Here is a 26,325-nt window from a genome sequence, read left to right as displayed (position 1 = left end):
GGAAAAGGCGAATAAGCCTTTTCCTTTTGTTTTATACATGGTTTAATATAAGAGAGGATACGATTTCACAGATGAAAAGAGTGATGAGGAATGTTACAAATAGGGGATGCAATCACAATTGAGTATGTCAATGAGAACAAAGAAGTGAAAACTGCAAAATCGAAAGTTTTGGAAAATAATAACGATGATATTTGCATTAATTATCCAGCTGATAAAGAAACGGGGCGTACGATCTATTTAAATCAAGAAACAGAAATCACCGTCTTCTTTTTCGATGAAAATCAAATTCCATACAAATGTACAAGCAAAGTCATTGGGAAAAGAAAAGAAGATATTCCGATGATTGTCGTTTCGATTCCGCCAAAAGAAGAAATGATCCGGCTTCAGCGAAGAGAATATCTTCGAGTGGATACGATGGTGAAAGCTTCCATTACGCAAAATGGTGAAGAAACCTTCGACACATTTATTGTCAATATGAGTGCTGGCGGTGTAGCAATTGCTGTTCCAGAAGGTGTCTCACTAAAAGAATATGGCGAGGTCGTCACAGAGTTTGAACTTTCACTTAAAGAACCAGTGAAAATTAAAGCGATTGCAGAAATGAATCGTGTTTATCAAGATGAACAGACCGGGAAAACAAGAGCGATCATGGAATTTACTGAAATCACAAATGACCACCAGCAGCACATCATGAAGTACTGCTTCCAGCAGCAGCTTCTAACACGTGTGAAAAAAGTATAAGAATAAAGGTTGTCAAAAGCTTCCATACTAGAGAGAAAGAATCTAGCGTTGGAGGCTTTTTGTATGAAAACAATGGAAAGATGGCTATTCAAAGCAGTGCTCATTCAGCTCATTCTGCTTTTGGCGGTTCAGGTCACCCTTCACTTGACGAAAGGAGAACTATTTTTGTCAAAAGTCGTACAATACGAGGGTGTGAATAACATGAGCATTGAAGATTGGATTGAGACATTTAAGCAAAAGGATTGATAGAAAATTCCCCCGTTTGAGCGGTGATCGTGTTACAATTCATAAGGGAGATTCAATCAAGGAGAGGTATTATGAAAAAGAAATTATCTATCGCAATTGACGGTCCTGCTGCAGCAGGAAAAAGCACTGTGGCAAAAATTGTCGCAGCGAAAAAATCATATATTTATATCGATACAGGTGCGATGTACCGCGCAATTACACTTGCAGCACTCAATCAAGGCGTAGACCTTGAAGACGAACAGGCACTTGATGCGTTATTGAAAAACACAGTCATTGAACTTGTGTCAACTGACGAAGGTCAAAAAGTACATTTAGACACGATCGATGTCACAGAAGACATCAGAACAGACCGCGTAAGTAATCAAGTCTCTGTTGTTGCAAAGCATCGAGCTGTCCGGGAAGAAATGGTCCGCAGGCAGCAAGAGCTGGGGAACCGAGGCGGTGTCGTCATGGATGGAAGAGACATCGGCACGCATGTTCTTCCAGATGCAGAAGTGAAAATTTTCTTACTTGCGTCAGTAGAGGAAAGAGCAAAACGCCGTTTTGAAGAAAATCAGAAAAAAGGCTACGATGTCAATTACGATCAGCTGATCGAAGAGATTGCAAGACGTGACAAGCTTGATTCTGAGCGGGAGGTATCACCGCTGAAGAAAGCAGATGACGCCATTGAAATTGACACGACTTCTCTTTCTATTCAAGAGGTTGCAGGTAAAATTTTAGATGCAGCAGAGCGTGTAGAAAAACAGTAAGAAATTTTAGAAAACTTTTATAAGTTAGAGGTTTATCTCTTGACAAACAAGGTCTTTTATTAGAAGTTTATACTAATACTATTTTTATTGATCATTCAAGCAATTCTGTTGATTTGAATGTTTCTATAATACATATTCGGCTGGCAATCATCATGCTAAGGACACATATTCACCCAGTCGTTTTAACTAAGCTGTGTAGGTTTGGACCAAGGAGGTTATCGAAATGACAGAGGAAATGAATCAAATCGATGTTCAGGTACCAGAGGTTGGAGATGTAGTGAAAGGGATTGTTTCTAAAGTTGAGGACAAGCATGTCAATGTAGATATCGTCAATGTGAAACAACCTGGGATCATCCCAATCAGTGAATTATCAAGTCTTCACGTTGAAAAAGCATCAGATGTCGTGAAAGATGGCGACGAGTTAGAGCTTAAAGTAACAAAGGTCGAAGACGATGCTTTGATTTTATCGAAACGTGCTGTTGATGCAGACCGCGCTTGGGAAGACCTAGAGAAAAAGTTTGAAACAAAAGAAGTATTTGAAGCAGAAGTAAAAGACGTTGTCAAAGGTGGTCTAGTGGTCGACATTGGTGTTCGCGGATTTATTCCTGCATCTCTTGTTGAGGCACACTATGTAGAAGACTTCACTGACTATAAAGGAAAAACACTCTCGCTTGTTGTGGTAGAGCTTGACCGCGAAAAAAACCGCGTGATTCTATCGCATCGTGCAGTCGTTGAGCAAGAACAATTAGACAAGAAGCAAGACTTCCTGCAAAAGCTTGCAGTAGGCAGTGTGATTGATGGAAAAGTGCAGCGCCTGACTGACTTTGGTGCATTTGTTGACATTGGCGGCATTGATGGATTAGTTCACATTTCTCAACTATCCCATGCGCATGTCGAAAAGCCATCTGACGTTGTTGAAGAAGGACAGGAAGTGAAAGTCAAAGTTCTTGCTGTTGACCGCGATAACGAACGTATCTCACTATCTATTAAAGAAACATTACCAGGACCTTGGAGCCAAATTGGTGAAAAGGTAAAACAAGGTGATGTTCTTGAAGGAACCGTTCAACGTCTTGTGAGCTTTGGTGCATTTGTTGAAATTCTGCCAGGTGTAGAAGGACTTGTGCATATTTCCCAAATTTCACACAAACATATCGGTACTCCTCAAGAAGTCCTTGAAGAAGGGCAGACTGTGAAAGTGAAAGTGCTTGATGTCAATGAAGATGAAGAGCGCATTTCACTTAGCATTCGTGAATTAGAAGAGAATCCTGAAAAACAAATCGAAGAGGATTACCGTCAATATCAGGCGAAAGAAGAAAATACAAGCGGATTCCAGCTTGGTGACCTGATTGGTGATAAACTCAATAAACTAAAATAATTTGGTGATCAAAATTGACGCGAGCAGAAAGAAAGAAACAGCATATTGAGCATGCTTTGTCGACTGGCCAGCATGCAGCAACAGGTTTACAAGATGTTTCCTTCGTTCACGCCAGTTTACCAGATCTTGCGACATCACAAATTGATACACATACGACAATTGGCGGACTGACTTTCGGTTCGCCAATTTTTATCAATGCAATGACTGGTGGAGGCGGAGAATCGACCTATGAGATTAATCGCTCTTTATCTATCGCAGCGAAGGAAACCAATATTCCAGTAGCAGTCGGATCACAAATGGCTGCACTGAAAGATGCAGACGAACGTCGTACGTATGAAGTGGTTCGAAAGGTGAATCCGGATGGACTCGTTTTTGCCAATTTAGGCAGTGAGGCGACAATTCAGCAAGCGCAGGATGCCGTTGACATGCTGGAGGCAAACATGCTCCAAATTCACTTAAACGTGATTCAAGAGATCGTCATGCCTGAAGGAGATCGTGATTTCAGAGGTGCTGTTGAGCGGATCGCAGCAATCACTGAATCAATTGAGGTACCTGTTGTCGTCAAAGAAGTTGGATTTGGGATGAATAAGGAAACAGCAAAGAAATTATTTGATGCTGGAGTTGCTGCTGTTGATGTAGGCGGATTTGGGGGAACGAATTTTTCTAAAATCGAGAACCTGCGCCGTCAAAAAGCACTTCGCTATTTTGACCAGTGGGGAATTCCAACTGCAGCGAGTCTGGCTGAAGTACATACAGCCTTTCCAGATCAAACCGTCCTAGCTTCTGGAGGCATTCAAGATGCACTTGATGTGACAAAATCAATTGCTCTTGGTGCGTCTGCCGCTGGATTAGCCGGCTTTTTCTTAAAATCCCTGACGAGTGGAGGAGAAAAGGGCCTCATCTCTGATATCATTGATCTACAAGATGATGTGAAGATGTTGATGACAGTACTTGGCATGAAGACAATTGAGGAGCTACGGCAAGCTCCGATTGTGCTTACAGGGGAAACAAGTCATTGGCTGAAAGAAAGAGGCGTGGATACTACGTACTATAGTTTAAGAAATAAGAAGACAAAGGACTAAATGAAATTTTAGCCCTTTGTCTATGAAAGACAGCTGCTTTTTGCGGAGCGAATTTGACATTCATGAGCACCAATGCGCAGGACTGACATTGAATGCGAGGGTTTGTTTGCACGCTGAGACATGTGGTGATCACATGTCTTTTTTTATTGATTTCTTTTGCGAGCGTCTTCCGGGCCTTCTAAAGTTGTTGCCCCTTTGTGATGAATGGATTGATCGCGGTCAGATTCAACTCTTCTTGACGCCTTTAGGCGTTTTTCCTGTCTATCCTTACCCATTATACATCCCTCCTCAACTATTAGGGTGTCACCTCTTGTTTATTTCATACAAATCCCGCACCTTCTCATACGTTTAAAAACTGGAGATTTTCCCATAATGTAATTGAGGTGATGAGGGTTGGAGGCATTGTACTATTATTGGTCAATATGGTTCGTTTGGATTATGGTGACATTTATCATGGAGAAAAGCACGTGGCGCAATGTGCTAGGCGTATGTGTTCTCATTCATATTATATGCAGTCATGTCATGGTTTCTATTTTAGACATTAGGATCAATGCAGGATTTTTGATGACCTTTTTATATGCTTGCATGTCATTCGTGATCTTTCGGCCTGCTCATCGAATCATGCGAATCATGCAATTAGGTTCCATGGTCAGTGCGTATGCCTTTTTTATGATTTTTGCATTATATGATCCAGTTTGGTTCACGATAATAAAGGTGGACTGGGTTGTATTTGCCTTGCTGATCTTGATGTGTTTAACATATGGGCATCAGTTAACGGAACGGATCACTTTATGGATGATGGCTATATGTCTGGGGGAAGCCCTTTATGTGCTTACGATTCATCGCCTCACATCTTCCATTGTCATAGGAGATCTCTCGTTTCTTTCCATGGCTGTTCAAGGAGCTGTTTTTCTATTAGGTGTAGGTCAGCTTGAAAAACTCTTGAACACCCGTTCATCTAGAAAACCAGTAAAAGGGGCTGCAAAATCAACATGACGGATTACACGTTTCCTGTGATTATTGGTGTCATCTTTGGGATGGCGGCTAGGCTTTATATGCTAAGAACTGATTATCGGCAATATCCCACATATATTCATGGACAAGTGATTCACATTGCGCTTGGTTTTATCGCATCAGGGCTTGGTGCTATTATTATGCCTGCACTGATCCAGGAAGAATTCACTGCTATTACCTTTCTGACGCTTGCAGCCACGCAATTTCGAGATGTGCGTAATATGGAAAGAAATACATTGACCCAAATGGATTCGTATGAGCTTGTCTCACGAGGCAGTACATATATCGAAGGCATTGCGATTGCCTTTGAAAGTCGAAATTATATTGCCATTCTTACTGCCCTTATTACAACGACCGCCTGTATTTTCTTCTCGCTCGTCGTTGGGACAGTGGTCGGTATTCTTTGTTTTTTCATGGCAAAACTATTAATGTCAGGGAGCCAATTAAAGGATATCGTGAATATTCAAAAAGGGGAACTTCGCTTTGACGGCGCAGGACTTTACGTAAATGATATTTACATTATGAATATCGGGCTGCCTGAAAAGCAAAAATTGATTTTAGAGCACGGAATGGGGTTCATCTTGACTCCAAAGAATTTTAACTCGGCCACAACCATCGCAAACCTTGGGCAGCGGCAAGCCATCTTATTTGATTTATCCAACGTGCTTGGTGTATACCGAGATTCTGGTGAACCATCGCTTTGTCCGCTCGCAAAACGTGATCTGAATAACGGCACACTTGGCGTATTCATTTTACCGCAATGGCAGCGTGAAGATTTGGCTGTCCGTGTATTAGAAGAGGTGCCTATTTTAGAAAATGCCATTAGAATGCCGACAGATTTCATTAAAAAGAAAGTGAGGTAATAGGGCATGGCGAACACCATTGAACAATTTATATTGGCTGTGGCGACAACAAATAAAGAGCGGGTCATTGGCGGAACAGCTGTTTTTTTCTGTGAAAATAAAGAAGAGCTCGACATGTATGCCATGAATTTAGAGGCCATTTTAGATGGAATTGCACACGGCATTGGAGAAGATCTTTACTTGATCGTCAAACATTTTTAAGTTATTCATTGTGGTCTGATTAAAAATTGATATAATATATAAGTTGAACCCTTCATGTTTGAAGGGTTTATTTCATAAAACTGAATGAAAATTATAAATCCCGGTTGAAACATGATGATGAACATATTGAATCGCGGCTGGATTGAAAGGAAGGGTACTATGGGTAAACCTGTCGTAGCCATTGTTGGAAGGCCCAACGTTGGAAAATCTACAATTTTTAATCGAATCGCAGGCGAAAGAATATCGATTGTAGAAGACACACCTGGTGTAACAAGAGATCGAATCTATAGCTCTGCTGAATGGTTAAATTATGACTTTAATTTAATAGATACTGGTGGAATTGATATTGGAGATGAGCCGTTTTTGGCGCAAATTCGCCATCAGGCTGAAATCGCAATGGATGAAGCGGATGTTATTATCTTTATGGTCAATGGAAGAGATGGCGTCACATCTGCGGATGAAGAAGTCGCAAAAATTTTATATCGCACGAAAAAACCTGTCGTACTTGCTGTCAATAAATTGGACAACCCTGAAATGAGAAGCGATGTGTATGACTTTTATGCACTTGGATTTGGCGAACCGTATCCGATTTCTGGAACGCACGGACTCGGTCTAGGTGATCTGCTTGATGCTGTCGCAGAGCATTTCAAAAACTTACCAGATACACAGTATGATGAAGAAGTGGTACAGTTCTGCTTAATCGGCCGCCCGAATGTAGGGAAATCCTCTTTGGTGAATGCGATGCTCGGTGAAGAACGTGTCATTGTCAGCAACATCGCTGGTACGACAAGAGATGCTGTAGATACAATGTTTACGTACAACCAACGTGACTTTGTCATTGTCGACACAGCCGGTATGAGAAAAAAAGGGAAAGTATATGAAACAACAGAGAAATACAGTGTACTCCGTGCGTTAAAAGCCATTGATCGATCGGATGTTGTCGCTGTAGTTCTTGATGGTGAAGAAGGCATTATTGAACAGGATAAACGTATTGCCGGCTACGCACACGAAGCGGGTAAAGCCGTTGTGATCATTGTGAACAAGTGGGATGCTGTTGAAAAAGACGAGCGTACAATGAAGGAATTTGAGCAAAATATTCGTGAGCATTTTCAATTCCTTGATTATGCACCTGTCTTATTCATGTCTGCTCTTACGAAAAAGAGAATTCACACGTTAATGCCAACAATTATTACCGCTAGTGAAAATCATGCGATGCGCGTTCAAACGAACATTCTAAACGATATTATCATGGATGCTGTAGCGATGAACCCAACGCCGACCCATAACGGACAGCGTCTGAAAATTTACTATGCAACACAAGTGGCGATCAAACCGCCGTCCTTTGTTGTGTTTGTAAATGATCCAGAACTTATGCACTTTTCTTATGAGCGTTTCCTAGAAAACCGAATTCGAGATGCATTTGGTTTTGAAGGAACACCAATTAAAATATTTGCGAGAGCGAGAAAATAAAAAGGGTGAGCAGGATGAAGAAAATTTCAGTACTTGGAGCAGGGAGCTGGGGAACAGCTCTTGCGCTTGTATTAGCTGATAATCATCATGATGTACACATATGGGGACATAGACAAGAATTAATTGATCAAATCAATGAGAAACATGAAAATCATGATTACTTGCCTAATGTTGCATTGCCAGCGTCTATTCAAGCGACAACAGATATGAAACAGGCACTAGAAGGGACAGATGCGATTATTGTCGCTGTGCCAACAAAGGCTATTCGAGAGGTATTGAAACAGGCAAATGAGTTCATTACGTCAAAGGTGCCATTTGTTCATGTCAGTAAAGGAATTGAACCAGATACGCTTCTTAGAATTTCTCAAATGATTGAACAAGAAGTCCCAGAAGCAAAAAGAGAAGCAGTTGTTGTCCTGTCAGGACCAAGTCACGCTGAAGAAGTTGGCTTGCGTCATCCGACAACTGTTACAGTTTCATCAGAACATATTGAAGCGGCTCAATTTGTTCAAGATTTGTTTATGAACAACAACTTCAGAGTGTACACAAACCCTGATGTGATTGGGGTGGAAATTGGCGGGGCGCTGAAAAACATCATCGCTCTTGCGGCAGGGATCACAGACGGACTCGGATATGGCGATAATGCGAAAGCAGCGCTTATCACAAGGGGTCTTGCTGAAATCGCTCGCCTCGGCACAAAAATGGGAGGAAACCCTCTTACGTTTGCCGGGTTAACAGGTGTTGGAGATTTGATTGTCACATGTACAAGTGTTCATTCACGTAACTGGCGCTGCGGGAATTTACTCGGTAAAGGATATAAGCTCGAAGAAGTGCTTGAAAAAATGGGGATGGTTGTCGAAGGCGTCCGCACAACAAAAGGCGCTTATCAGCTCTCCAAAGAATACAAGGTCAGCATGCCGATTACAGAGGCTCTTTACGGCGTCCTATTTGAAGGGAAAAAGGTTGACGATGCTGTAGAATCCTTAATGGCACGTGTGAAAACACATGAGATGGAAGACCTTGTGAACATGTTCGAAAACCAAACAAAGTAATTGGAAGACTGAACTTAGGCGTGTAGAGGATGCAAGAAGGGGAAGACTTGCATAACATAACAATGAAGTTTGAATAGAGCTTTGCCTCTACAGAATGAGGAAAAATAGTCGACCTAATGACTGAAGCAGAGTCCCCCTCTTTGCTTCAGTTTTTTTATGCACTTTTTTCTGAATGATTGGAAAAATGATTGATATTTGACTTAATTTTGGTTTAGAATGAAATATAAACGCTTACAATTCGTTTGTATTAAAGGGGGACAGGCACGATGAGTTTTGCTTTAATCAAGATGTGGTTTGCGCTTGGTTCAATGGGGCTCATGTTTTTAGCCGTTGTAACCATTTATCTGAGTAGATTTAAGCTGAAGAGCCGGTTTCTGAAAATAACAGCCTCAACTGTCGCGTACAGCTTAATGCTCATATCAGGTGTCATTGTGTTTTTAGTTGTATTTAGCGGGCCGGTCAATGAATAAAGAAAAAGGAAGAATGTGATGATCAAAGCAAAAATCATTGTCATGCTGTTAACACTTATTTTACTTACGGGGTGCCTCTATCCAGAGAATCGTAAAGCTGAAAACCGCGTGCCATATAAAGAGCAGCTGCAAAGTGTGCAGACCGCAATTGAAGATTTTCAAAAAGCGACAAATGGCCTTTTACCGATTGAAACAAAAGAAGGCGACACACCTATTTATCAGAAGTATGTCATTGACTTTAAGCGTCTGTCACCAAGATATTTACACGATGTACCGTCGACATCTTTTGAAGGCGGGGGCGAATATATCTATGTCCTCACAGACGTCGAACAAAATCCAACGGTGAAACTGCTTGATGTCAAAATGACACAAACGATCAGTGAATTACGTCTAAGGATCAAAATATATCAAGATGAACATACATATCCGCCATATGGCAAAGTAGTATCCAAAGATTTATATACGTTAAATGAAAAAAAACTAGGGTTAAAAGCACCGCCTACAGTGACGAGCCCTGTTACGGGTGAATCACTTCCATTACTGATTTCCTCAAATGGCGAAATCTATGTTGACTATCGCAGTGATTTTGCCCAGATTTTGAAAAATACGAAACAAAAGCTGAAACCAGGTGAAAATATTCAAGATGTCTATTGGCAGGAAACCCCGTTTGTACCAGCGTTTTCTGTTCCATATACGATCAACAAAAAAGGTGAGCCGGCTTTTTTAGAAAAAAAGACGTTATAAACAAGAATGAACCTTTCTCCTCTGCATATAAATGAGGAGAAAGGTTTTTTTATGGCTAAACATACTCTCAAAACAAAAAAGGTGTCATATTCAAATAGGACAACGTCATACACATATATTGTCCTGACACCTTTCAAGCACCGTTTGATTGAAGTATAGAGTATTTTATTTGAAAACGAGGATAGCAAGTCCGGGAGGGGATCACTTGGAAAAAGTCGATATTTTCAAGGATATCGCTGAACGAACAGGAGGCGATATATATTTAGGAGTCGTTGGAGCTGTTCGTACAGGGAAATCTACGTTTATTAAAAAGTTTATGGAGCTCGTGGTGCTCCCGAATATCAATAATGAGGCAGACCGTGCAAGAGCACAGGATGAATTGCCGCAAAGCGCAGCAGGAAAAACCATTATGACCACAGAGCCAAAATTTGTGCCAAATCAAGCGGCATCCATTCACGTGAGCGACGGCCTGGATGTCAACATTAGGCTTGTCGATTGTGTAGGCTACACCGTGCCTGGTGCACGCGGCTATGAAGATGAAAATGGTCCGAGAATGATTAATACGCCGTGGTATGAAGAGCCAATCCCGTTTCATGAAGCAGCGGAAATTGGTACACGCAAGGTCATTCAAGAGCATTCAACGATTGGTGTTGTGATTACAACAGATGGATCAATTGGGGAAATCCCAAGACATGACTATATTGAATCAGAAGAACGTGTCATTGACGAACTCAAAGAAGTTGGAAAGCCGTTTATTATGGTGATCAATTCTGTGAGACCTTATCACCCTGAAACAGAAGCACTGCGGCAGGAACTTAGTCAAAAATATGATATTCCTGTACTCGCGATGAGTGTCGAAAGTATGAGAGAACAAGACGTTCTCAGTGTACTTCGTGAAGCATTATATGAATTCCCAGTGCTTGAGGTGAATGTGAACCTGCCAAGCTGGGTCATGGTACTAAAAGAAGATCATTGGCTAAGAGAGAGTTATCAGGATTCAGTGAAAGAAACCGTCAAGGATATTAAGAGATTAAGAGATGTTGACCGAGTGGTAGGTCAGTTCAGTGAATTCGATTTTATCGAAAGAGCAGGCTTAGCAGGCATTGAAATGGGTCAGGGGATCGCAGAAATTGATCTGTATGCGCCGGATGATCTATATGATCATATCCTAAAAGAAGTGGTTGGTGTGGAAATTAGAGGCAAAGATCACCTTCTTGAGCTCATGCAAGATTTTGCACATGCGAAAACGGAGTATGATCAAGTGTCTGACGCTTTAAAAATGGTGAAGCAGACTGGTTATGGAATTGCGGCACCAGCTTTGTCGGATATGAGTTTAGATGAGCCGGAAATCATTAGGCAAGGATCAAGATTCGGCGTCAGATTAAAAGCAGTCGCGCCATCTATTCATATGATTAAGGTAGATGTAGAAAGCGAGTTTGCGCCGATTATCGGAACAGAAAAACAAAGTGAAGAGCTTGTCCGATACTTAATGCAAGACTTTGAAGATGATCCGCTTTCGATCTGGAATTCCGATATATTTGGACGCTCACTCAGCTCGCTTGTCAGAGAAGGCATTCAAGCAAAACTCTCGCTGATGCCGGAAAATGCAAGGTATAAACTAAAGGAAACGCTTGAACGAATTATTAACGAAGGATCAGGCGGTCTGATCGCGATTATTCTATAGGATGTGAGACCTCTCATTGATGGGGGTCTTTTTTTGCGTGCGGGTGAAGTCATAAAAAGACAATTGTATAAAGATTAGTCAGATTCAGGCTGAAATTAGGAATATTCGTTCGTAAAAGTGCCCTTAATCCTTGACGAATAAGGATTCTTCCCTTTAAAATGCTTGATATGGTATTTCATATGTGTTAATCTACTTACAGAAAATCTTCACTTTGTTGGACAAACATTCCTTCAAAGAGAAGTTTTCTAATGAAAAGCCATGTATGACGCTTTCTAGACGCTCTTTTTTTCAAAAAAAGTGTATAGAAAGAAGATGAATTGTGAAGAAATGATAACAATCTATTGAATGCATATTTTTGGGAGGAGGTGAAAGGCATGAACAAGACAGAACTTATTAACGCGGTTGCTGAAGCAAGCGAGTTATCTAAAAAAGACGCGACAAAAGCAGTTGATTCTGTTTTTGATACAATTTTAGATGCACTTAAAAATGGTGACAAAATCCAACTTATTGGTTTTGGTAACTTTGAAGTACGTGAGCGTTCAGCTCGTAAAGGACGTAACCCACAAACTGGTGCAGAGATCGAAATCCCTGCAAGCAAAGTACCTGCTTTCAAACCAGGTAAAGCACTTAAAGACGCGGTGGCAGGTAAATAATCGTTATGTGTAATGATCCTATTGAAGGAGTTATACATATACAGTTTCACACTGGTCTAGAAAAGCCCCTTTGATAAGGGGCTTTTCCTTTTGAATCAAATGGTTTGTTTAGAACGCTCTCCTTTGCTTTTAGGATCTGAAGTGTGCTAGAATCTGAATGAAATGTAATCGCCTTTGGAGGATATAATACATGAGTGAAATAAATAAAGAATTAATCGAACACGCGGTACGCGATATATTAAAAGCAATCGGAGAAGATCCAGATCGTGAAGGACTTCTTGATACCCCAAAACGAGTAGCAAAAATGTATGAAGAAGTGTTCTCGGGATTAAATGAAGATCCAAAAGAACATTTTAAAACCATTTTTGGTGAAGATCATGAAGAACTCGTTCTTGTCAAAGATATTGCTTTTCATTCAATGTGTGAACACCACCTTGTGCCATTCTATGGCAAAGCCCATGTCGCTTATATTCCGCGCGGCGGAAAAGTAACGGGACTCAGCAAGCTGGCAAGAGCAGTAGAGGCCGTGGCAAAGCGCCCGCAGCTTCAGGAACGCATTACATCAACGATTGCAGACAGTATGGTAGAAACCTTAAATCCACATGGTGTGATGATTGTCGTTGAAGCAGAGCATATGTGTATGACGATGCGCGGAGTGAAGAAGCCCGGCGCTAAAACAGTCACTTCAGCCGTACGCGGTACATTTGCAAATGATGCGGCAGCAAGAGCAGAAGTGCTTTCATTTATTAAAAACGACTAATCCATAGATGGAAGGTGAACAGATTGAGTGAAAATAAAGCATCTGATTTTGTGGTGATTAAAGCCATTGATAATGGTGTCAATGTGATCGGCTTAACTAGAGGTTCCGATACAAGATTTCACCATTCCGAAAAGCTCGATAAAGGTGAAGTCATTATCGCACAATTTACTGAGCACACATCAGCCATCAAAGTGCGGGGCGATGCTGTCATTCAAACAAGCTTCGGTGAAATCCAAAGCGAAGCAAAGAAATAACGCACGACTATGCACTTGATAGCATGAAAGTCAGGCCTGATATGGTATAATAAATCTCTATACAATGTAGAGAGCTACATATGAAACTGTAATTTTTGGGACAAGGGTGATATCTTTGCAAGACATCTACGGAATTTTATCTAATCTGAATATAAAATTAAACAAAAAGCTTTCTCATCCTTATTTGGCGAAGCATTTGCGTGCGCCGCTCATCGATGAAGATAAGCTCCTTCTTTTTCATGCAATGTTTGATGAAGCTCAAATCGATGCTGAGAAAAAAGAAAATTATATTTTAACGGCGATGCTTGTGCAAATTGCCCTTGATACCCATGACGAAGTCACAACTGCTGCAGCCATCAAACAAGACGAGTTCAAAAATCGTCAGTTGACCATCCTAGCAGGAGACTATTTCAGCGGTCTCTATTACTCTCTTCTCTCTGACATGAAAGATATTTACATGATCCGCACTCTCGCCACGGCGATCAAAGAGATTAATGAACATAAAATTAGACTATATGATCGATCCATTCAAGATGCAGCCCACTTTTATAAAAGTGTTGCTACAGTGGAATCTGCGCTATTCCAAAGAATTTCTGAGCACTTTCAATTGACGCATTGGAATGAAATTGCAAGTCGCTTCCTTGTTTATAAACGTTTTATGAAACAAGCAGAAGACGACAAACATTTAAAACTTTTTTTGAACGATAGCTATACGGACGCCTATACATGTTTTGACAACTTTGAGAATGAAGGCTATGAAAAGGCCAAACGATCAATCAAGGAGCATCTAGTTTCATCTCCGATCGTTCAAAAAGAGCTATTAAATCGCTTGGATCATATGAAAAATGAACCTGCGTACCATCAGAAAGTGGAAGAAGGGTAAGTCATGCAGCAATCAAAAGAACAGCGAGTACACGGTGTATTTGAAAAAATTTATAAAAACTATGACCAAATGAACTCTGTCATTAGCTTTAAACAGCATAAAAAATGGCGCGATAAAACAATGAAGCTCATGAATGTTCAAAAAGGAGCCAAAGCACTAGATGTATGCTGCGGAACTGCCGATTGGACGATTGCGCTTGCAGACGCTGTTGGAGAAACAGGCGAGGTCAAAGGTCTTGACTTCAGTAAAAATATGCTGAGTGTTGGCGAAACGAAGGTGAAAACAGGCGGCTACAATCAAATTGAGCTGCTCCACGGCAATGCAATGGAGCTTCCTTTTGAGGACAACTCATTTGATTATGTCACAATCGGTTTTGGCCTTCGAAATGTCCCTGATTATTTAACAGTGCTAAAGGAAATGACACGAGTGGTAAAACCCGGTGGAATGGTTGTCTGCCTTGAAACATCACAGCCTGAGATGATTGGGTTTAAACAAGGGTATTATGTCTATTTCAAATACATCATGCCGCTCTTTGGCAAACTGTTTGCCAAAAGCTATCAGGAGTATTCATGGCTTCAAGAATCAGCCAAAACGTTCCCTGGCATGAAAGAACTGGCGTCTCTTTTTGAAGAGGCCGGTCTATCTGATGTCTCGTATCATCCATTTACAGGCGGTGTAGCAGCAACACATATCGGAAAGAAGCTTTGAATAAACGATATTTGGGTGAAAATAATGAAACTAAAAGCAATGATTTCTTTTCTAAATCATGATATCGATATAATTGAAAAAGAGCTTGAACAAACCGTTCGCTCTGATTATGCATTATTAAGTGAAGCCGGTCTTCATTTGCTGCAAGCGGGCGGAAAACGAATCCGCCCCGTTTTTGTTCTCCTTTCAGGCATGTTTGGTGACTATGATATTAATAAAATTAAATATGTAGCCGTAGCGCTTGAATTAATTCATATGGCATCACTTGTCCATGACGATGTCATTGATGATGCAGAACTGAGAAGAGGAAAACCGACGATTAAAGCAAAATGGGACAACAGAATTGCGATGTACACGGGGGATTACTTATTTGCAAGGTCACTCGAGTACATGACGAAAATCAATCACCCAATGGCACATGAAATTTTGTCAAAAATGGTCGTCGAGCTCTGTCTTGGGGAAATAGAACAAGTCAAAGATAAATACAACATGGACCAAAACCTTCGTACATATTTAAGAAGAATTAAGCGAAAAACAGCCTTGCTTATTGCAGGCAGCTGCCAATTAGGTGCGATTGCAGCTGGAACAGATGAAAAAACACATAAAGCCCTTTACTGGTTTGGGTACTATGTTGGTATGTCGTACCAAATCATTGATGATGTCCTTGATTTTACATCAACTGAAGAAGAATTAGGCAAGCCTGTTGGTGGGGACCTTTTACAAGGAAATGTCACTCTTCCTGTTTTATATGCGCTTCAGAACCCGACGTTAGAAGGTCAGTTGAAGCTGATCAATAGTGAAACGACGGAAAAGCAGCTGAAACCTGTGATTGAACATCTCAAACAAACAGATGCGATCGACCGTTCCATTCGAGTGAGTGAAATGTACTTGAAAAAAGCATTTGAACAGCTCGATCAACTTCCGCGTGGGCGGGCTAAATCTTCATTAGCGTCGATTGCAAAATATATTGGTAAACGAAAATTCTGATCAACGTTTCGTTGATTGGTTTTTTTGTGAAATTTTTTGTCAAAAATTGATTATTATAAAAAAAAATGATACGATCACTTTGTAACAATGTAAGCCTATACATACATAACGACGGGGTGGAAAACGTATATGGACAAAACATTTCTTATGGTCAAACCTGATGGTGTGGAAAGACAATTAATCGGTGAAATTGTGTCAAGATTCGAAAAAAAGGGGCTTCAGCTTGTTGGAGCAAAGCTCATGAGCATTCCAAAAGAAGTAGCAGAAACACATTACGGAGAGCATAAAGAAAAACCATTTTTCGGTGAATTGGTTGACTTTATTACGTCAGGACCTGTATTTGCGATGGTATGGCAAGGTGAACAAGTCGTAGACGTAACAAGGCAGATAATTGGAAAGACAAATCCGAAGGAAGCGCTTCCGGGAACAATAAGAGGCGACTATGGATTAACTGTTGGCAAAAACATTATCCATGGCTCAGACTCACCAGAAAGTGCCGAAAGAGAAATCAACCTGTTCTTCAAACAAGAAGAACTGACAAACTGGGATCAAACGATCTCAAGCTGGATTTATTAATGTTCAAGCCAAAGTGTTCATCAAACGATCACTTTGGCTTTTTTATATTGAGATTTCTATACGAATTTTCGCATGAGATGATACAAATTTATGATAAAAACAGCTATACTAGGACAAAGATAGATGAGACAGGAGAGGACATTGATGGATCAGTATCAAGTATTTGTTGGAAAATGGAAAAAACTAACTGGGGTAGATCTGAATTTATATAAAGAAGCACAAATGAAACGAAGATTAACATCTCTTTATGATAAAAAAGGATATAAAGATTTTGAGGCATTTGCGTCTGCTCTTGAAAAGGACAAAGCGCTATTAGATGAAACGATGGATCGAATGACGATCAATGTGTCAGAATTTTACCGAAACTATCAGCGCTGGGAAGTACTTGATCAAAAAATCCTGCCGCTGCTTTCAAAAAACAGCGGCACCCTAAAAATATGGAGTGCAGCTTGCTCAACTGGAGAAGAGCCGTATACACTCTCAATGCTGCTATCAAGCCATCCGCTTGTGAAAGACTTCCAAATTATTGCAACGGATATTGATGATAAAGTCCTGCAATCCGCGCAAAAAGGAAGATATCATGAACGATCTTTGCAAGAGGTGCCAGATCAAATCAAGCAAAAATATTTCACCAAAGAAGATTCTTCATTTTACACGGTGAAGGATGAGATTCGAAAGCACATTCAATTTAAGAAACACAACCTTTTAGCGGATCCATATGAAAAACAGCTGGATCTCATCGTGTGCCGAAATGTCCTCATCTACTTTACAGAAGAGGCGAAAGAAGAAATTTACTTAAAAATGAGCAGCAGTTTAAAGCAAAACGGCGTATTATTTGTTGGTTCTACAGAACAAATTTTTCACCCAGAAAAGTTTGGACTAACCTCTGCTGATACTTTCTTTTATCAAAAGAAGGGGTAGTAGCTGACTTTTTAGTAGGAAGTGTGTTATTATAGTTTTACTTAAAAGCGTTAATGCGATGAAGGGAGAATAAGTCATGAGGTACTTAACAGCAGGTGAATCACATGGTCCACAACTGACCACAATTATTGAAGGAGTTCCAGCGGGACTTTACATAGAGCAGGATGACATCAATTATGAACTGGCTAGAAGACAAAAAGGTCATGGCCGCGGAAGAAGAATGCAGATTGAAAAAGACCAAGCGAAAGTGTTAAGTGGAGTCCGCCACGGGAAAACATTAGGTTCTCCTATTGCACTTGTTGTTGAAAATAATGATTGGAAGCACTGGACAAAGGTCATGGGTGCAGAGCCAATTACTGAAGAAGAAGAGAGTGAAATGAAGCGTCAAATCTCTCGTCCAAGACCAGGGCATGCGGATTTAAATGGTGCGATTAAATATGGTCACCGTGATATGAGAAACGTATTAGAGCGCTCATCAGCACGCGAGACAACGGTTCGTGTAGCAGCAGGTGCAGTAGCGAAACAAATTTTGGCTCACCTTGGAATCAAAGTGGCTGGTCACGTCCTTGAAATTGGTGGAGTAAAAGCTTCCCATACCACTTATGAATCTATTGAAGATTTGCAAAAAGTAACAGAAGAATCACCTGTTCGCTGCTATGACAGTGAAGCTGGTCAAAAAATGATGGATGCCATTGACGAAGCGAAGCAAAACGGCGATTCAATTGGTGGTATTGTCGAAGTCATCGTTGAAGGGATGCCAGTTGGAGTCGGCAGCTATGTGCACTATGACCGCAAACTGGATAGCAAGCTTGCAGGTGCAGTACTGAGTATCAACGCTTTTAAAGGTGTTGAATTTGGTATTGGCTTTGAGGCAGCTTCTAAAAATGGCAGTGAAGTTCATGATGAAATCATCTGGGATGAAGAAAAAGGCTATACGAGAAAAACAAACCGCTTAGGTGGTCTTGAAGGCGGAATGTCAACTGGCATGCCGATTGTCGTAAGAGGGGTTATGAAACCAATCCCAACCTTATACAAACCATTGCAAAGCGTGGATATTGAGACAAAAGAACCTTTCTCTGCAAGTATTGAGCGTTCTGACAGCTGTGCTGTACCAGCCGCAAGTGTTGTGGCAGAAGCAGTCGTTGCATGGGAAATCGCCAATGCAGTGGTTGAGCAGTTTGGTCTTGATCAAATTGACCGCATTAAAGAAAATGTGGACAAAATGCGCCAGCTTCAGAGGGAGTTTTAATGAAAACACTGGAAGTGAAGACGTCTTCAGCTACTTATCCTGTATATATCGGTGATGGGATTAGACAAAATATCGTAGACTTGATTACTTCCACTGGGCGATCCTACACGAAGCTCTTTATCGTGACAGATTCAGCCGTCGATGCCCTTTATGGAGATGAAATGGTTCAATTACTGAAACAGAAATGGTCTGTACAAAAAATAGTGGTGCCAAACGGAGAACAATCAAAATCTTTTGCGCAGTTTGAGCAGATTCATACGAAAGCCATCCAATTTCAACTCGACCGCTCCTCATGCATCATTGCATTAGGAGGCGGGGTGATTGGAGACTTGGCTGGCTTTGCTGCTGCCACTTATATGAGAGGCATTGATTTTATTCAAGTACCGACCACGCTGCTTGCACATGATAGTGCAGTCGGCGGAAAAACCGGAATCAATCATCCGCTCGGCAAAAATTTAATTGGTGCGTTTCATCAACCGGCTGCTGTCATCTATGATACAAGTATGCTAGAGACACTCTCACCAATAGAGCTGAGATCAGGCTTTGCTGAGGTGATAAAACATGCACTGATTTCAAGTGAAGTCTTTTTATCAGAACTGATGTCCATTCGTTCGTTGACAGAATTATCAAAGGATGAACTGGCACATATGCTTTATCAAGGGATTCAAGTGAAAGCATCCATTGTTCAAGAAGATGAAAAAGAACAAGGTGTGCGGGCATACTTGAATTTAGGTCATACACTAGGTCATGCCATTGAAGCGGAGTATGGATACGGTGCGATTACGCATGGAGATGCCATTGCAATTGGCATGCAGTTTGCTTTATATGTCAGTGAAAAAGAGCAAGGACTCAGCCTAGATCGTGAGAAACTTAAAGTGTGGATGAAAGAACTAGGGTTCCCAGTACAAGTCACACAAACGATTTCAACCAAAACATTTGTCGATCGCATGATTGGTGATAAGAAGGCAAGAGGCGGGAGTGTTCAATTTGTTTTGCTAAAACAAGTTGGAGACGTCACCCTGCAATCTTTCACAAAAGATGAGCTGTATCACTGGTTCGAAGAATGGAAACGGGAGGAGGGCTGTCTATGATGTTTCGCGGGATACGCGGGGCTACAACTGTGACAGAAGATACTGAAACAGAAGTGTTAACCAAAACGAAGCAGCTGCTAGAAGCAATCATTTCAAAAAATCAAGTAGATCCAGAGCGTGTCGTGCAGATCTTGATTTCAGCTACACAAGATATTCACTCTGTTTTTCCAGCAAAAGCACTCAGGCAGTTTGAAGGATGGACCTATGTGCCTGTCACTTGTATGCAAGAGCTTGACATTGATGGAGGTCTAAAGAAGTGTATTCGCGTTTTAATGACCGTTCAGACAGATGTCAAGCAGGAAGACATCCAGCACGTATACTTGGAAGAGGCTGTCACGCTTCGGCCTGATTTACAGTTGACAAAAAACAAGGAATTATAATACGATATGAACAGCCGAAGTTTACACACAGGTGTGAACGGCATTGCAAGCTTAGAGAAGATGAGAATGAGACTAGGGTAGTTGAGATGAGTAGAGTTGAGCAGAGATACGATACTTCTATTTAATCATACTGCCTAAAAGAGCGAAGCCTCTTTTAGGCTTATTTCGTATACTCAAACAAATCCTCAAGATGTCCCCTCATTCTCCTTAATTCCATTTAAGGAGTGTGCTTATGAAATCCCAATCAAACCTTACCCAATTTTTAAGAGACAGTCAGTTTTACAAAACCATCCCGATTGTTGAAACCATTACAGTTGATACGCTCTCACCCATTCAAATTGTCGAGAAACTGAAACAGGATATTGTGTATTTGCTAGAAAGCAAAGACGAATCTTCTAGCTGGTCGAGATATTCCTTTATCGGATTACATCCTTTTTTAACATTACATGACGAGCAAGACCATTATATTGCTCGTGACGCTGCGGGAAAGTCAGTGATGCAAAAAGCGGAGCTGAAAGAGTTGCTTGACTGGATGAAAGAGCAATATCAAATCAAGACACCTGAAATTGATATCCCATTTACTGGCGGAGCCGTAGGGTACTTAAGTTACGACCTCATTCCCAACATTGAGCCGTCTGTCAAGCCGCATCCGAATGCATCAACAACAGATAATTGCACATTATTTGTTTGCCAAACAATGATCGCATTTGATCATGAAACAAACCAAGTTCATTTTATTCAGTACACGCAGCTGAACGGTCATGAAACAGAGGAAGAAAAAATTCTGGTTTATCGAGAAAATCAAAAGCAGCTTGAACTGATGGTACAGCAGCTTCATACAAAAATTGATATGAAAGAATTGATTATCTCAGGGAATATGAATGAACCCCCTTCGTTTGAACAGGTGACGTCTACCTATGAAAAAGCAAAATTTTTAAAGGATGTCGAAAAAATCAAGGAGTATATTCGAGCGGGTGATATCTTCCAGGGTGTACTTTCTCAGCGTTTTGACATTCCAGTGACAGTGAGCTCATTTGAATTGTATCGTGTGCTTCGGATTGTCAATCCATCACCGTATATGTATTTTATGAAATTAAAAGATCGAGACTTAGTCGGAAGCTCGCCAGAACGATTAATCCATGCGAAAAACGGACACTTAGAAATCCATCCAATTGCTGGTACAAGAAAACGAGGAATGACAAAAGAAGAAGATGATGCACTAGCAAGAGAGTTGCTCGATGATGAAAAAGAAAAAGCAGAACATTACATGCTAGTGGATCTGGCTCGAAATGATGTGGGGCGTGTAGCAGAATACGGCAGTGTGTCTGTCCCAACTTTTACAAAAGTCGTGAACTTTTCGCACGTCATGCACATTATTTCTATTGTGACAGGGAAGCTGAAGCAGGATACACATCCAGTAGACGCGCTTATGTCCGCTTTTCCAGCAGGCACATTGACAGGCGCCCCAAAAATTAGGGCGATGCAATTATTAAACGAAATGGAGCCTGAGCCAAGAGAGACGTATGGCGGCTGTATTGCCTATATTGGTTTCGACGGCAATATCGATTCCTGTATTACCATTCGCACAATGAGCGTCAAACATCAGACTGCTTCTATACAAGCAGGTGCCGGCATTGTCGCTGATTCCGTTCCAGAAAACGAATGGGAAGAGACGTGCAATAAGGCAGGAGCACTTCTAAAAGCCATTCAGCTTGCTGAACATATTTTCTCAGAAAAGGAGAGTGTGCCAAATGAATCAACGACTATCAGCTCTTGTTAATGGAGGAAAACTATCAGAAAAAGAAGCGAATGGCCTGATGCATGATATGATGAGCGGCTCGTTAACAGATGCTGAAGTCGCTGCTAGTCTATCTATTTTAGCGCATCGAGGAGAAACCGCTGAAGAAATGACAGGCTTCGTGAAAGCCATGAGGCAGCATGCAGCACCAGTAGAAAGGTCACTTGATGTCGTTGATACGTGCGGGACAGGAGGCGACGGTTTATCAACATTTAATATATCAACAGCCGCTGCCATCGTTGCTTCGGCTGCTGGGGCGAAAATCGCCAAGCACGGAAATCGTTCCGTCTCCTCTAAAAGCGGGAGTGCTGACGTGCTAGAATGTCTTGGTATTCAAATTCAATCCACACCTGAAGAAACAAGACGGCAAATACAGCAGAAAAACATGGGCTTTTTATTTGCACCGCTCTATCATTCTTCTATGAAACAAGTAGCCGCCGTACGCAAGCAGCTCGGATTTCGGACGGTATTTAACTTATTAGGACCGCTTTGCCATCCGATGCAGGCCAAAAAGCAAATCATCGGTGTGTATGCAAAGGAAAAGGCAAAGCTCATGGCGAAAGCTCTTGCTCCTTTAGAGCCAGAACATGTCCTGTTTGTTTGCGGAGATGATGGGCTGGATGAATTAACCATTACAGCAAATTCATACATCATTGAACTCAAAAAAGGTGTCATGACAGAATATACGTTAAACCCAGAAGACTTCGGACTTGAAAAAGGGCATTTATCAGACATTCAGGTCCACTCACCAGAAGAAAGCGCCAAATTGATTCAGAATATATTGAATTATCAAGCAGGTGGAGCGCCGCTTCATATTACAGCGCTTAATGCTGGGGCCGCATTATATGTGGCAGGAAAAGCAGAGAGTCTGATGGCAGGGACAATGAAAGCATTAGAAACGATCAAAAACGGATCAGCTAAAGAACAATTAGCCCGTCTAAAACAAAAAACGAAAGAGGAAGAGATCTATGCTTAATCAAATTATCGCCCGTAAAAAAGAACATGTGCAAACCTTGCAATTACCTGAGGAAGGACATTATGAAAGACGATCATTTAAAGAAGCCCTTATGAATCCTCACCGCTCGATTGGACTGATTGCTGAGGTGAAAAAAGCGTCTCCTTCCAGAGGAATCATTCAGCCTCATTTTGATCCTTTACAGACAGCGAAAGCATACGAAACATCAAATGCAGATTGTTTATCTGTCTTAACGGATGAACCGTTTTTCCAAGGGAAAAACGAATATTTGTCTCTTATTAAAGAACACATCACACGTCCTATTTTAAGAAAAGATTTCATTATTGACTCTATACAAATAGAAGAATCGAAACGGATAGGGGCAGATGCCATTTTATTAATTGGAGAGGTGCTTGAGCCGCAAAAGCTGTATGAGCTCTATACAGAAGCGCAAGAAAAAGGACTGGATGTCCTCGTTGAAGTACATGCAGCACATACACTAGAAAAGATTTTACACCTATTCACTCCTGAGATCATCGGTGTGAACAACCGGAATCTCAATACGTTTACAACAACTGTTGAACAAACAAAAGAGATCGCGCCACTTGTTCCAAAAGACGTATTACTAGTAAGTGAAAGCGGCATAAAGACATTTGATGATCTGACCTTTGTGAAACAGCACGGAGCAAATGCCGTTCTTGTTGGTGAATCTTTAATGAGGGAACAATCACAGGAGAAAGCCGTTCAGGCATTGTTCGGAGAATGAAGGAAATTAAGCCTTACTTAAAATATTGCGGTGCTGTCTCACAAGAGGATGTCGCATGCATCTCGCAATCTCAAGCGGATGCCATCGGTTTTATTTTTGCGCCGAGTAAAAGACGGGTTGATCCAGATCAAGTGAAACACTGGCTGTCACAAGTAAAATGTAAAAAAGAGATCGTGGGGGTATTTGTGAATGAAAAAACACCAAAAGTGTGCGAGATTACAAACAACCTCCCCTTAGATATTGTGCAGCTTCATGGTGATGAGACGCCAGAAGATGCAAGCGACATCAAACAACAAACGAAGGCTCTCGTTTGGAAAGTGTTCCATCACGAACCCGATGTAAACGACACACTTGAACATATGACGGCATTCGCTCCAAGTGTCGACGGTTTTCTCATTGATGCGAAAGTGAAAGGAATGAGAGGCGGTTCTGGAACAGCTTTTGCATGGGAGGCAGTGCCTTCATATGTTCAGCTTGCAAAACAACTGGGGAAAACTTGCGCCATTGCTGGCGGGATCACGCCAGATACCATAATAGATCTGCTTGCTTTTGGTCCAGACGCCATAGACCTTTCAAGCGGTATAGAAGAAAACGGGAAGAAAAGCAGTACAAAGATGAAAGCGCTCGAAGAAAGGATGTTGAACCATGTACGCATATCCAAATGAGATTGGCAGATATGGAGAATTTGGAGGGAAATTCGTTCCTGAAACGCTCATGCAGCCACTAGAAGAGATCGAACAAGCTTTTCGTGAATTAAAAGAAGACCCTGCTTTTCAAAAGGAATATATATCGCTTTTGAAAAACTATTCAGGCAGACCAACTGCACTCACATATGCTGATCAATTATCGGCATATCTCGGCGGTGCTAAAATCTATTTAAAAAGAGAAGATTTAAACCATACAGGCGCTCATAAAATTAACAATGCGCTTGGGCAGGCACTGCTAGCGAAAAAAATGGGGAAATCAAATATCATCGCCGAAACAGGAGCAGGTCAGCACGGTGTAGCTGCTGCAACAGTGGCCGCAAAATTCGGTTTATCCTGCACTGTATTTATGGGAAAAGAAGATGTGGAAAGACAATCACTCAATGTGTTCCGAATGAAACTACTCGGCGCTGAAGTCATACCTGTCACAAGCGGGAACGGAACATTAAAAGATGCAACCAATGAAGCCATCCGCTATTGGGTCCAGCATTGCAGTGACCACTTTTATATGATCGGCTCAGTCGTTGGACCTCATCCGTATCCTCAAATCGTCAGTGAATTTCAGCGGATGATCGGAGATGAGGCAAAAGCGCAGATACTTGAAAAGGAAGGGCAGCTTCCTCATAAAGTCGTTGCCTGTGTTGGCGGAGGGAGCAATGCGATAGGGATGTACCGGGCGTTCTTAGATGAAGAGGTCGATATCATTGGTGTAGAAGCTGCTGGAAAAGGAATCGACACTCCGCTTCATGCAGCGACCATCACGAAAGGGACAAAAGGTGTCATACATGGATCTTTGACATACTTGATTCAAGACAAATTTGGTCAAATTATTGAGCCTTATTCAATTTCAGCTGGATTAGACTATCCGGGGATCGGACCAGAGCATGCGTATTTGCATGCGAGCGGCCGGGTTCAATATGTGAGTGCGACAGATCAAGAAGCACTAGATGCGTTAAAGCTGCTCACAGAAAAAGAAGGAATCCTGCCAGCAATCGAATCTGCACATGCTTTAGCCAAAGCGTTTGAAATGAGCCAGAACATGAGTGAAGACGACATTGTCCTTGTCTGCTTGTCAGGCAGAGGAGATAAGGACGTGCATACATTAATGAATGTGCTTGAAAGTGAGGGTGAAACAAAATGATCACATTTCAATTAGAGCAAGGTCAGAAATTATTTATTCCCTTTATTACAGCGGGTGATCCATCAGAAGAGATCACCATTGATTTAGCCCTCGCGCTTCAAGCAGCAGGGGCACATGCGATTGAACTAGGTGTGCCGTATTCTGATCCGTTAGCGGACGGCCCTGTCATTCAAAGAGCTTCTAAAAGAGCACTTCATCATGGTATGAATATCGTAAAAGCGATAGAATTAGCAGGAAAGATGAAAAAAAACGGCGTAAAAATTCCTGTAATTCTATTTACGTATTATAATCCTGTGTTACAATTAGACACAGAATACTTTTTCGCTTTACTGCGCAAAAATCATATTTCGGGACTCTTAACACCCGACTTGCCTTTTGAAGAGAGCAGCGAGCTGCAGAAGAACTGTCAAGCACACGACATTTCATATATATCACTCGTTGCACCAACAAGCAAGGAACGATTAGAAAAAATTGTAGAGCAGGCAGAAGGTTTTGTGTATTGTGTTTCATCTCTCGGCGTCACAGGTGTCAGACAATCTTTCGACGCATCGATTACAGATTTTATTCAACAAGTGAAAGAGCTGAGTCAAATACCAGTTGCTGTAGGTTTTGGTATTTCAACAAGAGAACAAGTAGACTCAATGAATAAAATGAGTGATGGTGTCGTTGTCGGCAGTGCGCTTGTCAAAAAAATTGAAGAGCTTCAAGAACAATTAGTAGCAAGTGATACACGCCAAGAGGCTTTAAGAGAATTTGAAACATATGCAAAAACATTTAGTCCCCTCTATTCATTCAAATGAGGTGAAACATT

The 26,325-nt window shown here is 41.3% G+C and carries 31 protein-coding genes; 30 read left to right on the top strand and 1 reads right to left on the bottom strand.

Annotated elements, in window-relative coordinates; genetic code table 11:
• The first annotated feature begins 90 nt into the window (after positions 1-90).
• The 5 genes from KVT11_RS11170 to fni all read left to right on the top strand — a co-directional run bounded on the left by KVT11_RS11170 (position 91) and on the right by fni (position 4,190).
• On the top strand, positions 91-738 hold the full coding sequence (locus KVT11_RS11170) for a flagellar brake protein (RefSeq protein WP_007500975.1): 648 nt from the start codon (positions 91-93) through the stop codon (positions 736-738).
• A 63-nt stretch (positions 739-801) separates the two neighbouring features.
• Positions 802-984 (top strand): YpfB family protein, encoded by a 183-nt coding sequence (locus KVT11_RS11165; RefSeq protein WP_008344514.1) that lies wholly within the window; start codon positions 802-804, stop codon positions 982-984.
• A gap of 71 nt (positions 985-1,055) precedes the next feature.
• Positions 1,056-1,733, top strand: a complete 678-nt coding sequence (gene cmk, locus KVT11_RS11160) for a (d)CMP kinase (RefSeq protein ID WP_017359766.1) — start codon at positions 1,056-1,058, stop codon at positions 1,731-1,733.
• Positions 1,734-1,956: 223 nt separating this feature from the next.
• Positions 1,957-3,108, top strand: a complete 1,152-nt coding sequence (gene rpsA, locus KVT11_RS11155) for a 30S ribosomal protein S1 (protein WP_008344519.1) — start codon at positions 1,957-1,959, stop codon at positions 3,106-3,108.
• Between the two features lie 14 nt (positions 3,109-3,122).
• Positions 3,123-4,190 carry a type 2 isopentenyl-diphosphate Delta-isomerase gene (gene fni, locus KVT11_RS11150; protein ID WP_057079344.1) on the top strand — a complete coding sequence of 356 codons (1,068 nt, stop codon included), beginning with the start codon at positions 3,123-3,125 and terminating at the stop codon, positions 4,188-4,190.
• 143 nt (positions 4,191-4,333) lie between these two features.
• On the opposite strand, the gene KVT11_RS11145 is transcribed toward fni, so the two are convergent.
• A complete protein-coding gene (locus KVT11_RS11145; RefSeq protein WP_008344525.1) occupies positions 4,334-4,465 on the bottom strand; it encodes a YpzI family protein in 132 nt (43 codons plus the stop codon).
• A 118-nt stretch (positions 4,466-4,583) separates the two neighbouring features.
• Between KVT11_RS11145 and KVT11_RS11140 the strand changes: the two genes are divergently transcribed.
• The 25 genes from KVT11_RS11140 to trpA all read left to right on the top strand — a co-directional run bounded on the left by KVT11_RS11140 (position 4,584) and on the right by trpA (position 26,314).
• Positions 4,584-5,186 (top strand): YphA family membrane protein, encoded by a 603-nt coding sequence (locus tag KVT11_RS11140; RefSeq protein WP_342498527.1) that lies wholly within the window; start codon positions 4,584-4,586, stop codon positions 5,184-5,186.
• Entirely contained in the window at positions 5,183-6,067 is an 885-nt protein-coding gene (locus tag KVT11_RS11135) for a YIEGIA family protein (protein WP_007500964.1), read from the top strand. Before KVT11_RS11140 ends, KVT11_RS11135 begins: the two co-directional genes overlap by 4 nt.
• Before the next feature lie 6 nt (positions 6,068-6,073).
• Positions 6,074-6,268, top strand: a complete 195-nt coding sequence (locus tag KVT11_RS11130; protein WP_008344527.1) for a capping complex subunit for YIEGIA — start codon at positions 6,074-6,076, stop codon at positions 6,266-6,268.
• Positions 6,269-6,427: 159 nt separating this feature from the next.
• Entirely contained in the window at positions 6,428-7,738 is a 1,311-nt protein-coding gene (gene der, locus KVT11_RS11125; RefSeq protein ID WP_008344528.1) for a ribosome biogenesis GTPase Der, read from the top strand.
• Positions 7,739-7,752: 14 nt separating this feature from the next.
• Complete coding sequence (locus KVT11_RS11120) at positions 7,753-8,790, top strand: NAD(P)H-dependent glycerol-3-phosphate dehydrogenase (protein WP_079920144.1); 1,038 nt, start codon at positions 7,753-7,755, stop codon at positions 8,788-8,790.
• A 266-nt stretch (positions 8,791-9,056) separates the two neighbouring features.
• Positions 9,057-9,260, top strand: a complete 204-nt coding sequence (locus KVT11_RS11115; protein ID WP_017367508.1) for a DUF2768 domain-containing protein — start codon at positions 9,057-9,059, stop codon at positions 9,258-9,260.
• Between the two features lie 18 nt (positions 9,261-9,278).
• Positions 9,279-10,004 carry a hypothetical protein gene (locus KVT11_RS11110; protein ID WP_116307080.1) on the top strand — a complete coding sequence of 242 codons (726 nt, stop codon included), beginning with the start codon at positions 9,279-9,281 and terminating at the stop codon, positions 10,002-10,004.
• 205 nt (positions 10,005-10,209) lie between these two features.
• Positions 10,210-11,688, top strand: a complete 1,479-nt coding sequence (gene spoIVA / locus KVT11_RS11105; protein ID WP_008344534.1) for a stage IV sporulation protein A — start codon at positions 10,210-10,212, stop codon at positions 11,686-11,688.
• 374 nt (positions 11,689-12,062) lie between these two features.
• Positions 12,063-12,341, top strand: a complete 279-nt coding sequence (hbs, locus tag KVT11_RS11100) for a non-specific DNA-binding protein Hbs (RefSeq protein ID WP_003215863.1) — start codon at positions 12,063-12,065, stop codon at positions 12,339-12,341.
• A 190-nt stretch (positions 12,342-12,531) separates the two neighbouring features.
• Positions 12,532-13,101, top strand: coding sequence for a GTP cyclohydrolase I FolE (gene folE, locus KVT11_RS11095; protein WP_003215789.1), 570 nt, complete (start codon positions 12,532-12,534; stop codon positions 13,099-13,101).
• Positions 13,102-13,124: 23 nt separating this feature from the next.
• Positions 13,125-13,355 carry a trp RNA-binding attenuation protein MtrB gene (mtrB, locus tag KVT11_RS11090; protein ID WP_008344541.1) on the top strand — a complete coding sequence of 77 codons (231 nt, stop codon included), beginning with the start codon at positions 13,125-13,127 and terminating at the stop codon, positions 13,353-13,355.
• A gap of 115 nt (positions 13,356-13,470) precedes the next feature.
• On the top strand, positions 13,471-14,238 hold the full coding sequence (locus KVT11_RS11085; protein WP_007500958.1) for a heptaprenyl diphosphate synthase component 1: 768 nt from the start codon (positions 13,471-13,473) through the stop codon (positions 14,236-14,238).
• Between the two features lie 3 nt (positions 14,239-14,241).
• Entirely contained in the window at positions 14,242-14,946 is a 705-nt protein-coding gene (locus KVT11_RS11080) for a demethylmenaquinone methyltransferase (protein WP_007500957.1), read from the top strand.
• Positions 14,947-14,970: 24 nt separating this feature from the next.
• Positions 14,971-15,933 (top strand): heptaprenyl diphosphate synthase component II, encoded by a 963-nt coding sequence (gene hepT, locus KVT11_RS11075; RefSeq protein ID WP_007500951.1) that lies wholly within the window; start codon positions 14,971-14,973, stop codon positions 15,931-15,933.
• A 129-nt stretch (positions 15,934-16,062) separates the two neighbouring features.
• Complete coding sequence (gene ndk / locus KVT11_RS11070) at positions 16,063-16,509, top strand: nucleoside-diphosphate kinase (protein ID WP_003216015.1); 447 nt, start codon at positions 16,063-16,065, stop codon at positions 16,507-16,509.
• A 144-nt stretch (positions 16,510-16,653) separates the two neighbouring features.
• Entirely contained in the window at positions 16,654-17,430 is a 777-nt protein-coding gene (locus tag KVT11_RS11065; protein WP_008344547.1) for a CheR family methyltransferase, read from the top strand.
• Between the two features lie 76 nt (positions 17,431-17,506).
• Entirely contained in the window at positions 17,507-18,679 is a 1,173-nt protein-coding gene (aroC, locus tag KVT11_RS11060) for a chorismate synthase (RefSeq protein ID WP_046343851.1), read from the top strand.
• Positions 18,679-19,770, top strand: a complete 1,092-nt coding sequence (gene aroB, locus KVT11_RS11055) for a 3-dehydroquinate synthase (protein WP_116307076.1) — start codon at positions 18,679-18,681, stop codon at positions 19,768-19,770. Before aroC ends, aroB begins: the two co-directional genes overlap by 1 nt.
• Complete coding sequence (aroH, locus tag KVT11_RS11050; protein WP_008344549.1) at positions 19,767-20,150, top strand: chorismate mutase; 384 nt, start codon at positions 19,767-19,769, stop codon at positions 20,148-20,150. The genes aroB and aroH overlap by 4 nt, the downstream gene beginning before the upstream one ends.
• Positions 20,151-20,382: 232 nt before the next feature.
• Positions 20,383-21,930, top strand: a complete 1,548-nt coding sequence (gene trpE, locus KVT11_RS11045) for an anthranilate synthase component I (RefSeq protein ID WP_081114615.1) — start codon at positions 20,383-20,385, stop codon at positions 21,928-21,930.
• A complete protein-coding gene (gene trpD, locus KVT11_RS11040) occupies positions 21,902-22,924 on the top strand; it encodes an anthranilate phosphoribosyltransferase (RefSeq protein WP_116307074.1) in 1,023 nt (340 codons plus the stop codon). The genes trpE and trpD overlap by 29 nt, the downstream gene beginning before the upstream one ends.
• Positions 22,917-23,669: an indole-3-glycerol phosphate synthase TrpC gene (trpC, locus tag KVT11_RS11035; protein WP_052320779.1), complete on the top strand. Its 753-nt coding sequence runs from the start codon at positions 22,917-22,919 to the stop codon at positions 23,667-23,669. The genes trpD and trpC overlap by 8 nt, the downstream gene beginning before the upstream one ends.
• Positions 23,666-24,334 (top strand): phosphoribosylanthranilate isomerase, encoded by a 669-nt coding sequence (locus KVT11_RS11030; RefSeq protein WP_052320778.1) that lies wholly within the window; start codon positions 23,666-23,668, stop codon positions 24,332-24,334. The genes trpC and KVT11_RS11030 overlap by 4 nt, the downstream gene beginning before the upstream one ends.
• Positions 24,315-25,514 carry a tryptophan synthase subunit beta gene (gene trpB, locus KVT11_RS11025; RefSeq protein ID WP_052320777.1) on the top strand — a complete coding sequence of 400 codons (1,200 nt, stop codon included), beginning with the start codon at positions 24,315-24,317 and terminating at the stop codon, positions 25,512-25,514. The genes KVT11_RS11030 and trpB overlap by 20 nt, the downstream gene beginning before the upstream one ends.
• A complete protein-coding gene (trpA, locus tag KVT11_RS11020; protein ID WP_052320776.1) occupies positions 25,511-26,314 on the top strand; it encodes a tryptophan synthase subunit alpha in 804 nt (267 codons plus the stop codon). The genes trpB and trpA overlap by 4 nt, the downstream gene beginning before the upstream one ends.
• Positions 26,315-26,325 lie beyond the last annotated feature (11 nt).

It is taken from the genome of Bacillus sp. GbtcB10 (genome assembly GCF_019091365.1).
Classification (GTDB): domain Bacteria; phylum Bacillota; class Bacilli; order Bacillales; family Bacillaceae; genus Bacillus; species Bacillus altitudinis.
This window is presented reverse-complemented; position numbering and strand designations above follow the sequence as displayed.

Excerpts from the sequence above, each read along its gene's own strand:
- aroC (WP_046343851.1), top strand. The coding sequence starts at position 17,507 with ATGAGGTACTTAACAGCAGGTGAATCACATGGTCCACAACTGACCACA.
- rpsA (WP_008344519.1), top strand. The coding sequence starts at position 1,957 with ATGACAGAGGAAATGAATCAAATCGATGTTCAGGTACCAGAGGTTGGA.
- trpD (WP_116307074.1), top strand. The coding sequence starts at position 21,902 with ATGAATCAACGACTATCAGCTCTTGTTAATGGAGGAAAACTATCAGAA.
- cmk (WP_017359766.1), top strand. The coding sequence starts at position 1,056 with ATGAAAAAGAAATTATCTATCGCAATTGACGGTCCTGCTGCAGCAGGA.
- folE (WP_003215789.1), top strand. The coding sequence starts at position 12,532 with ATGAGTGAAATAAATAAAGAATTAATCGAACACGCGGTACGCGATATA.
- KVT11_RS11065 (WP_008344547.1), top strand. The coding sequence starts at position 16,654 with ATGGATCAGTATCAAGTATTTGTTGGAAAATGGAAAAAACTAACTGGG.
- trpB (WP_052320777.1), top strand. The coding sequence starts at position 24,315 with ATGTACGCATATCCAAATGAGATTGGCAGATATGGAGAATTTGGAGGG.
- trpC (WP_052320779.1), top strand. The coding sequence starts at position 22,917 with ATGCTTAATCAAATTATCGCCCGTAAAAAAGAACATGTGCAAACCTTG.
- ndk (WP_003216015.1), top strand. The coding sequence starts at position 16,063 with ATGGACAAAACATTTCTTATGGTCAAACCTGATGGTGTGGAAAGACAA.
- hepT (WP_007500951.1), top strand. The coding sequence starts at position 14,971 with ATGAAACTAAAAGCAATGATTTCTTTTCTAAATCATGATATCGATATA.
- KVT11_RS11120 (WP_079920144.1), top strand. The coding sequence starts at position 7,753 with ATGAAGAAAATTTCAGTACTTGGAGCAGGGAGCTGGGGAACAGCTCTT.
- KVT11_RS11135 (WP_007500964.1), top strand. The coding sequence starts at position 5,183 with ATGACGGATTACACGTTTCCTGTGATTATTGGTGTCATCTTTGGGATG.
- trpE (WP_081114615.1), top strand. The coding sequence starts at position 20,383 with ATGAAATCCCAATCAAACCTTACCCAATTTTTAAGAGACAGTCAGTTT.
- KVT11_RS11115 (WP_017367508.1), top strand. The coding sequence starts at position 9,057 with ATGAGTTTTGCTTTAATCAAGATGTGGTTTGCGCTTGGTTCAATGGGG.
- KVT11_RS11165 (WP_008344514.1), top strand. The coding sequence starts at position 802 with ATGAAAACAATGGAAAGATGGCTATTCAAAGCAGTGCTCATTCAGCTC.
- KVT11_RS11145 (WP_008344525.1), bottom strand. The coding sequence starts at position 4,465 with ATGGGTAAGGATAGACAGGAAAAACGCCTAAAGGCGTCAAGAAGAGTT.
- aroB (WP_116307076.1), top strand. The coding sequence starts at position 18,679 with ATGAAAACACTGGAAGTGAAGACGTCTTCAGCTACTTATCCTGTATAT.
- KVT11_RS11080 (WP_007500957.1), top strand. The coding sequence starts at position 14,242 with ATGCAGCAATCAAAAGAACAGCGAGTACACGGTGTATTTGAAAAAATT.
- KVT11_RS11110 (WP_116307080.1), top strand. The coding sequence starts at position 9,279 with ATGATCAAAGCAAAAATCATTGTCATGCTGTTAACACTTATTTTACTT.
- KVT11_RS11170 (WP_007500975.1), top strand. The coding sequence starts at position 91 with ATGTTACAAATAGGGGATGCAATCACAATTGAGTATGTCAATGAGAAC.
- trpA (WP_052320776.1), top strand. The coding sequence starts at position 25,511 with ATGATCACATTTCAATTAGAGCAAGGTCAGAAATTATTTATTCCCTTT.
- aroH (WP_008344549.1), top strand. The coding sequence starts at position 19,767 with ATGATGTTTCGCGGGATACGCGGGGCTACAACTGTGACAGAAGATACT.
- der (WP_008344528.1), top strand. The coding sequence starts at position 6,428 with ATGGGTAAACCTGTCGTAGCCATTGTTGGAAGGCCCAACGTTGGAAAA.
- hbs (WP_003215863.1), top strand. The coding sequence starts at position 12,063 with ATGAACAAGACAGAACTTATTAACGCGGTTGCTGAAGCAAGCGAGTTA.
- KVT11_RS11030 (WP_052320778.1), top strand. The coding sequence starts at position 23,666 with ATGAAGGAAATTAAGCCTTACTTAAAATATTGCGGTGCTGTCTCACAA.
- KVT11_RS11130 (WP_008344527.1), top strand. The coding sequence starts at position 6,074 with ATGGCGAACACCATTGAACAATTTATATTGGCTGTGGCGACAACAAAT.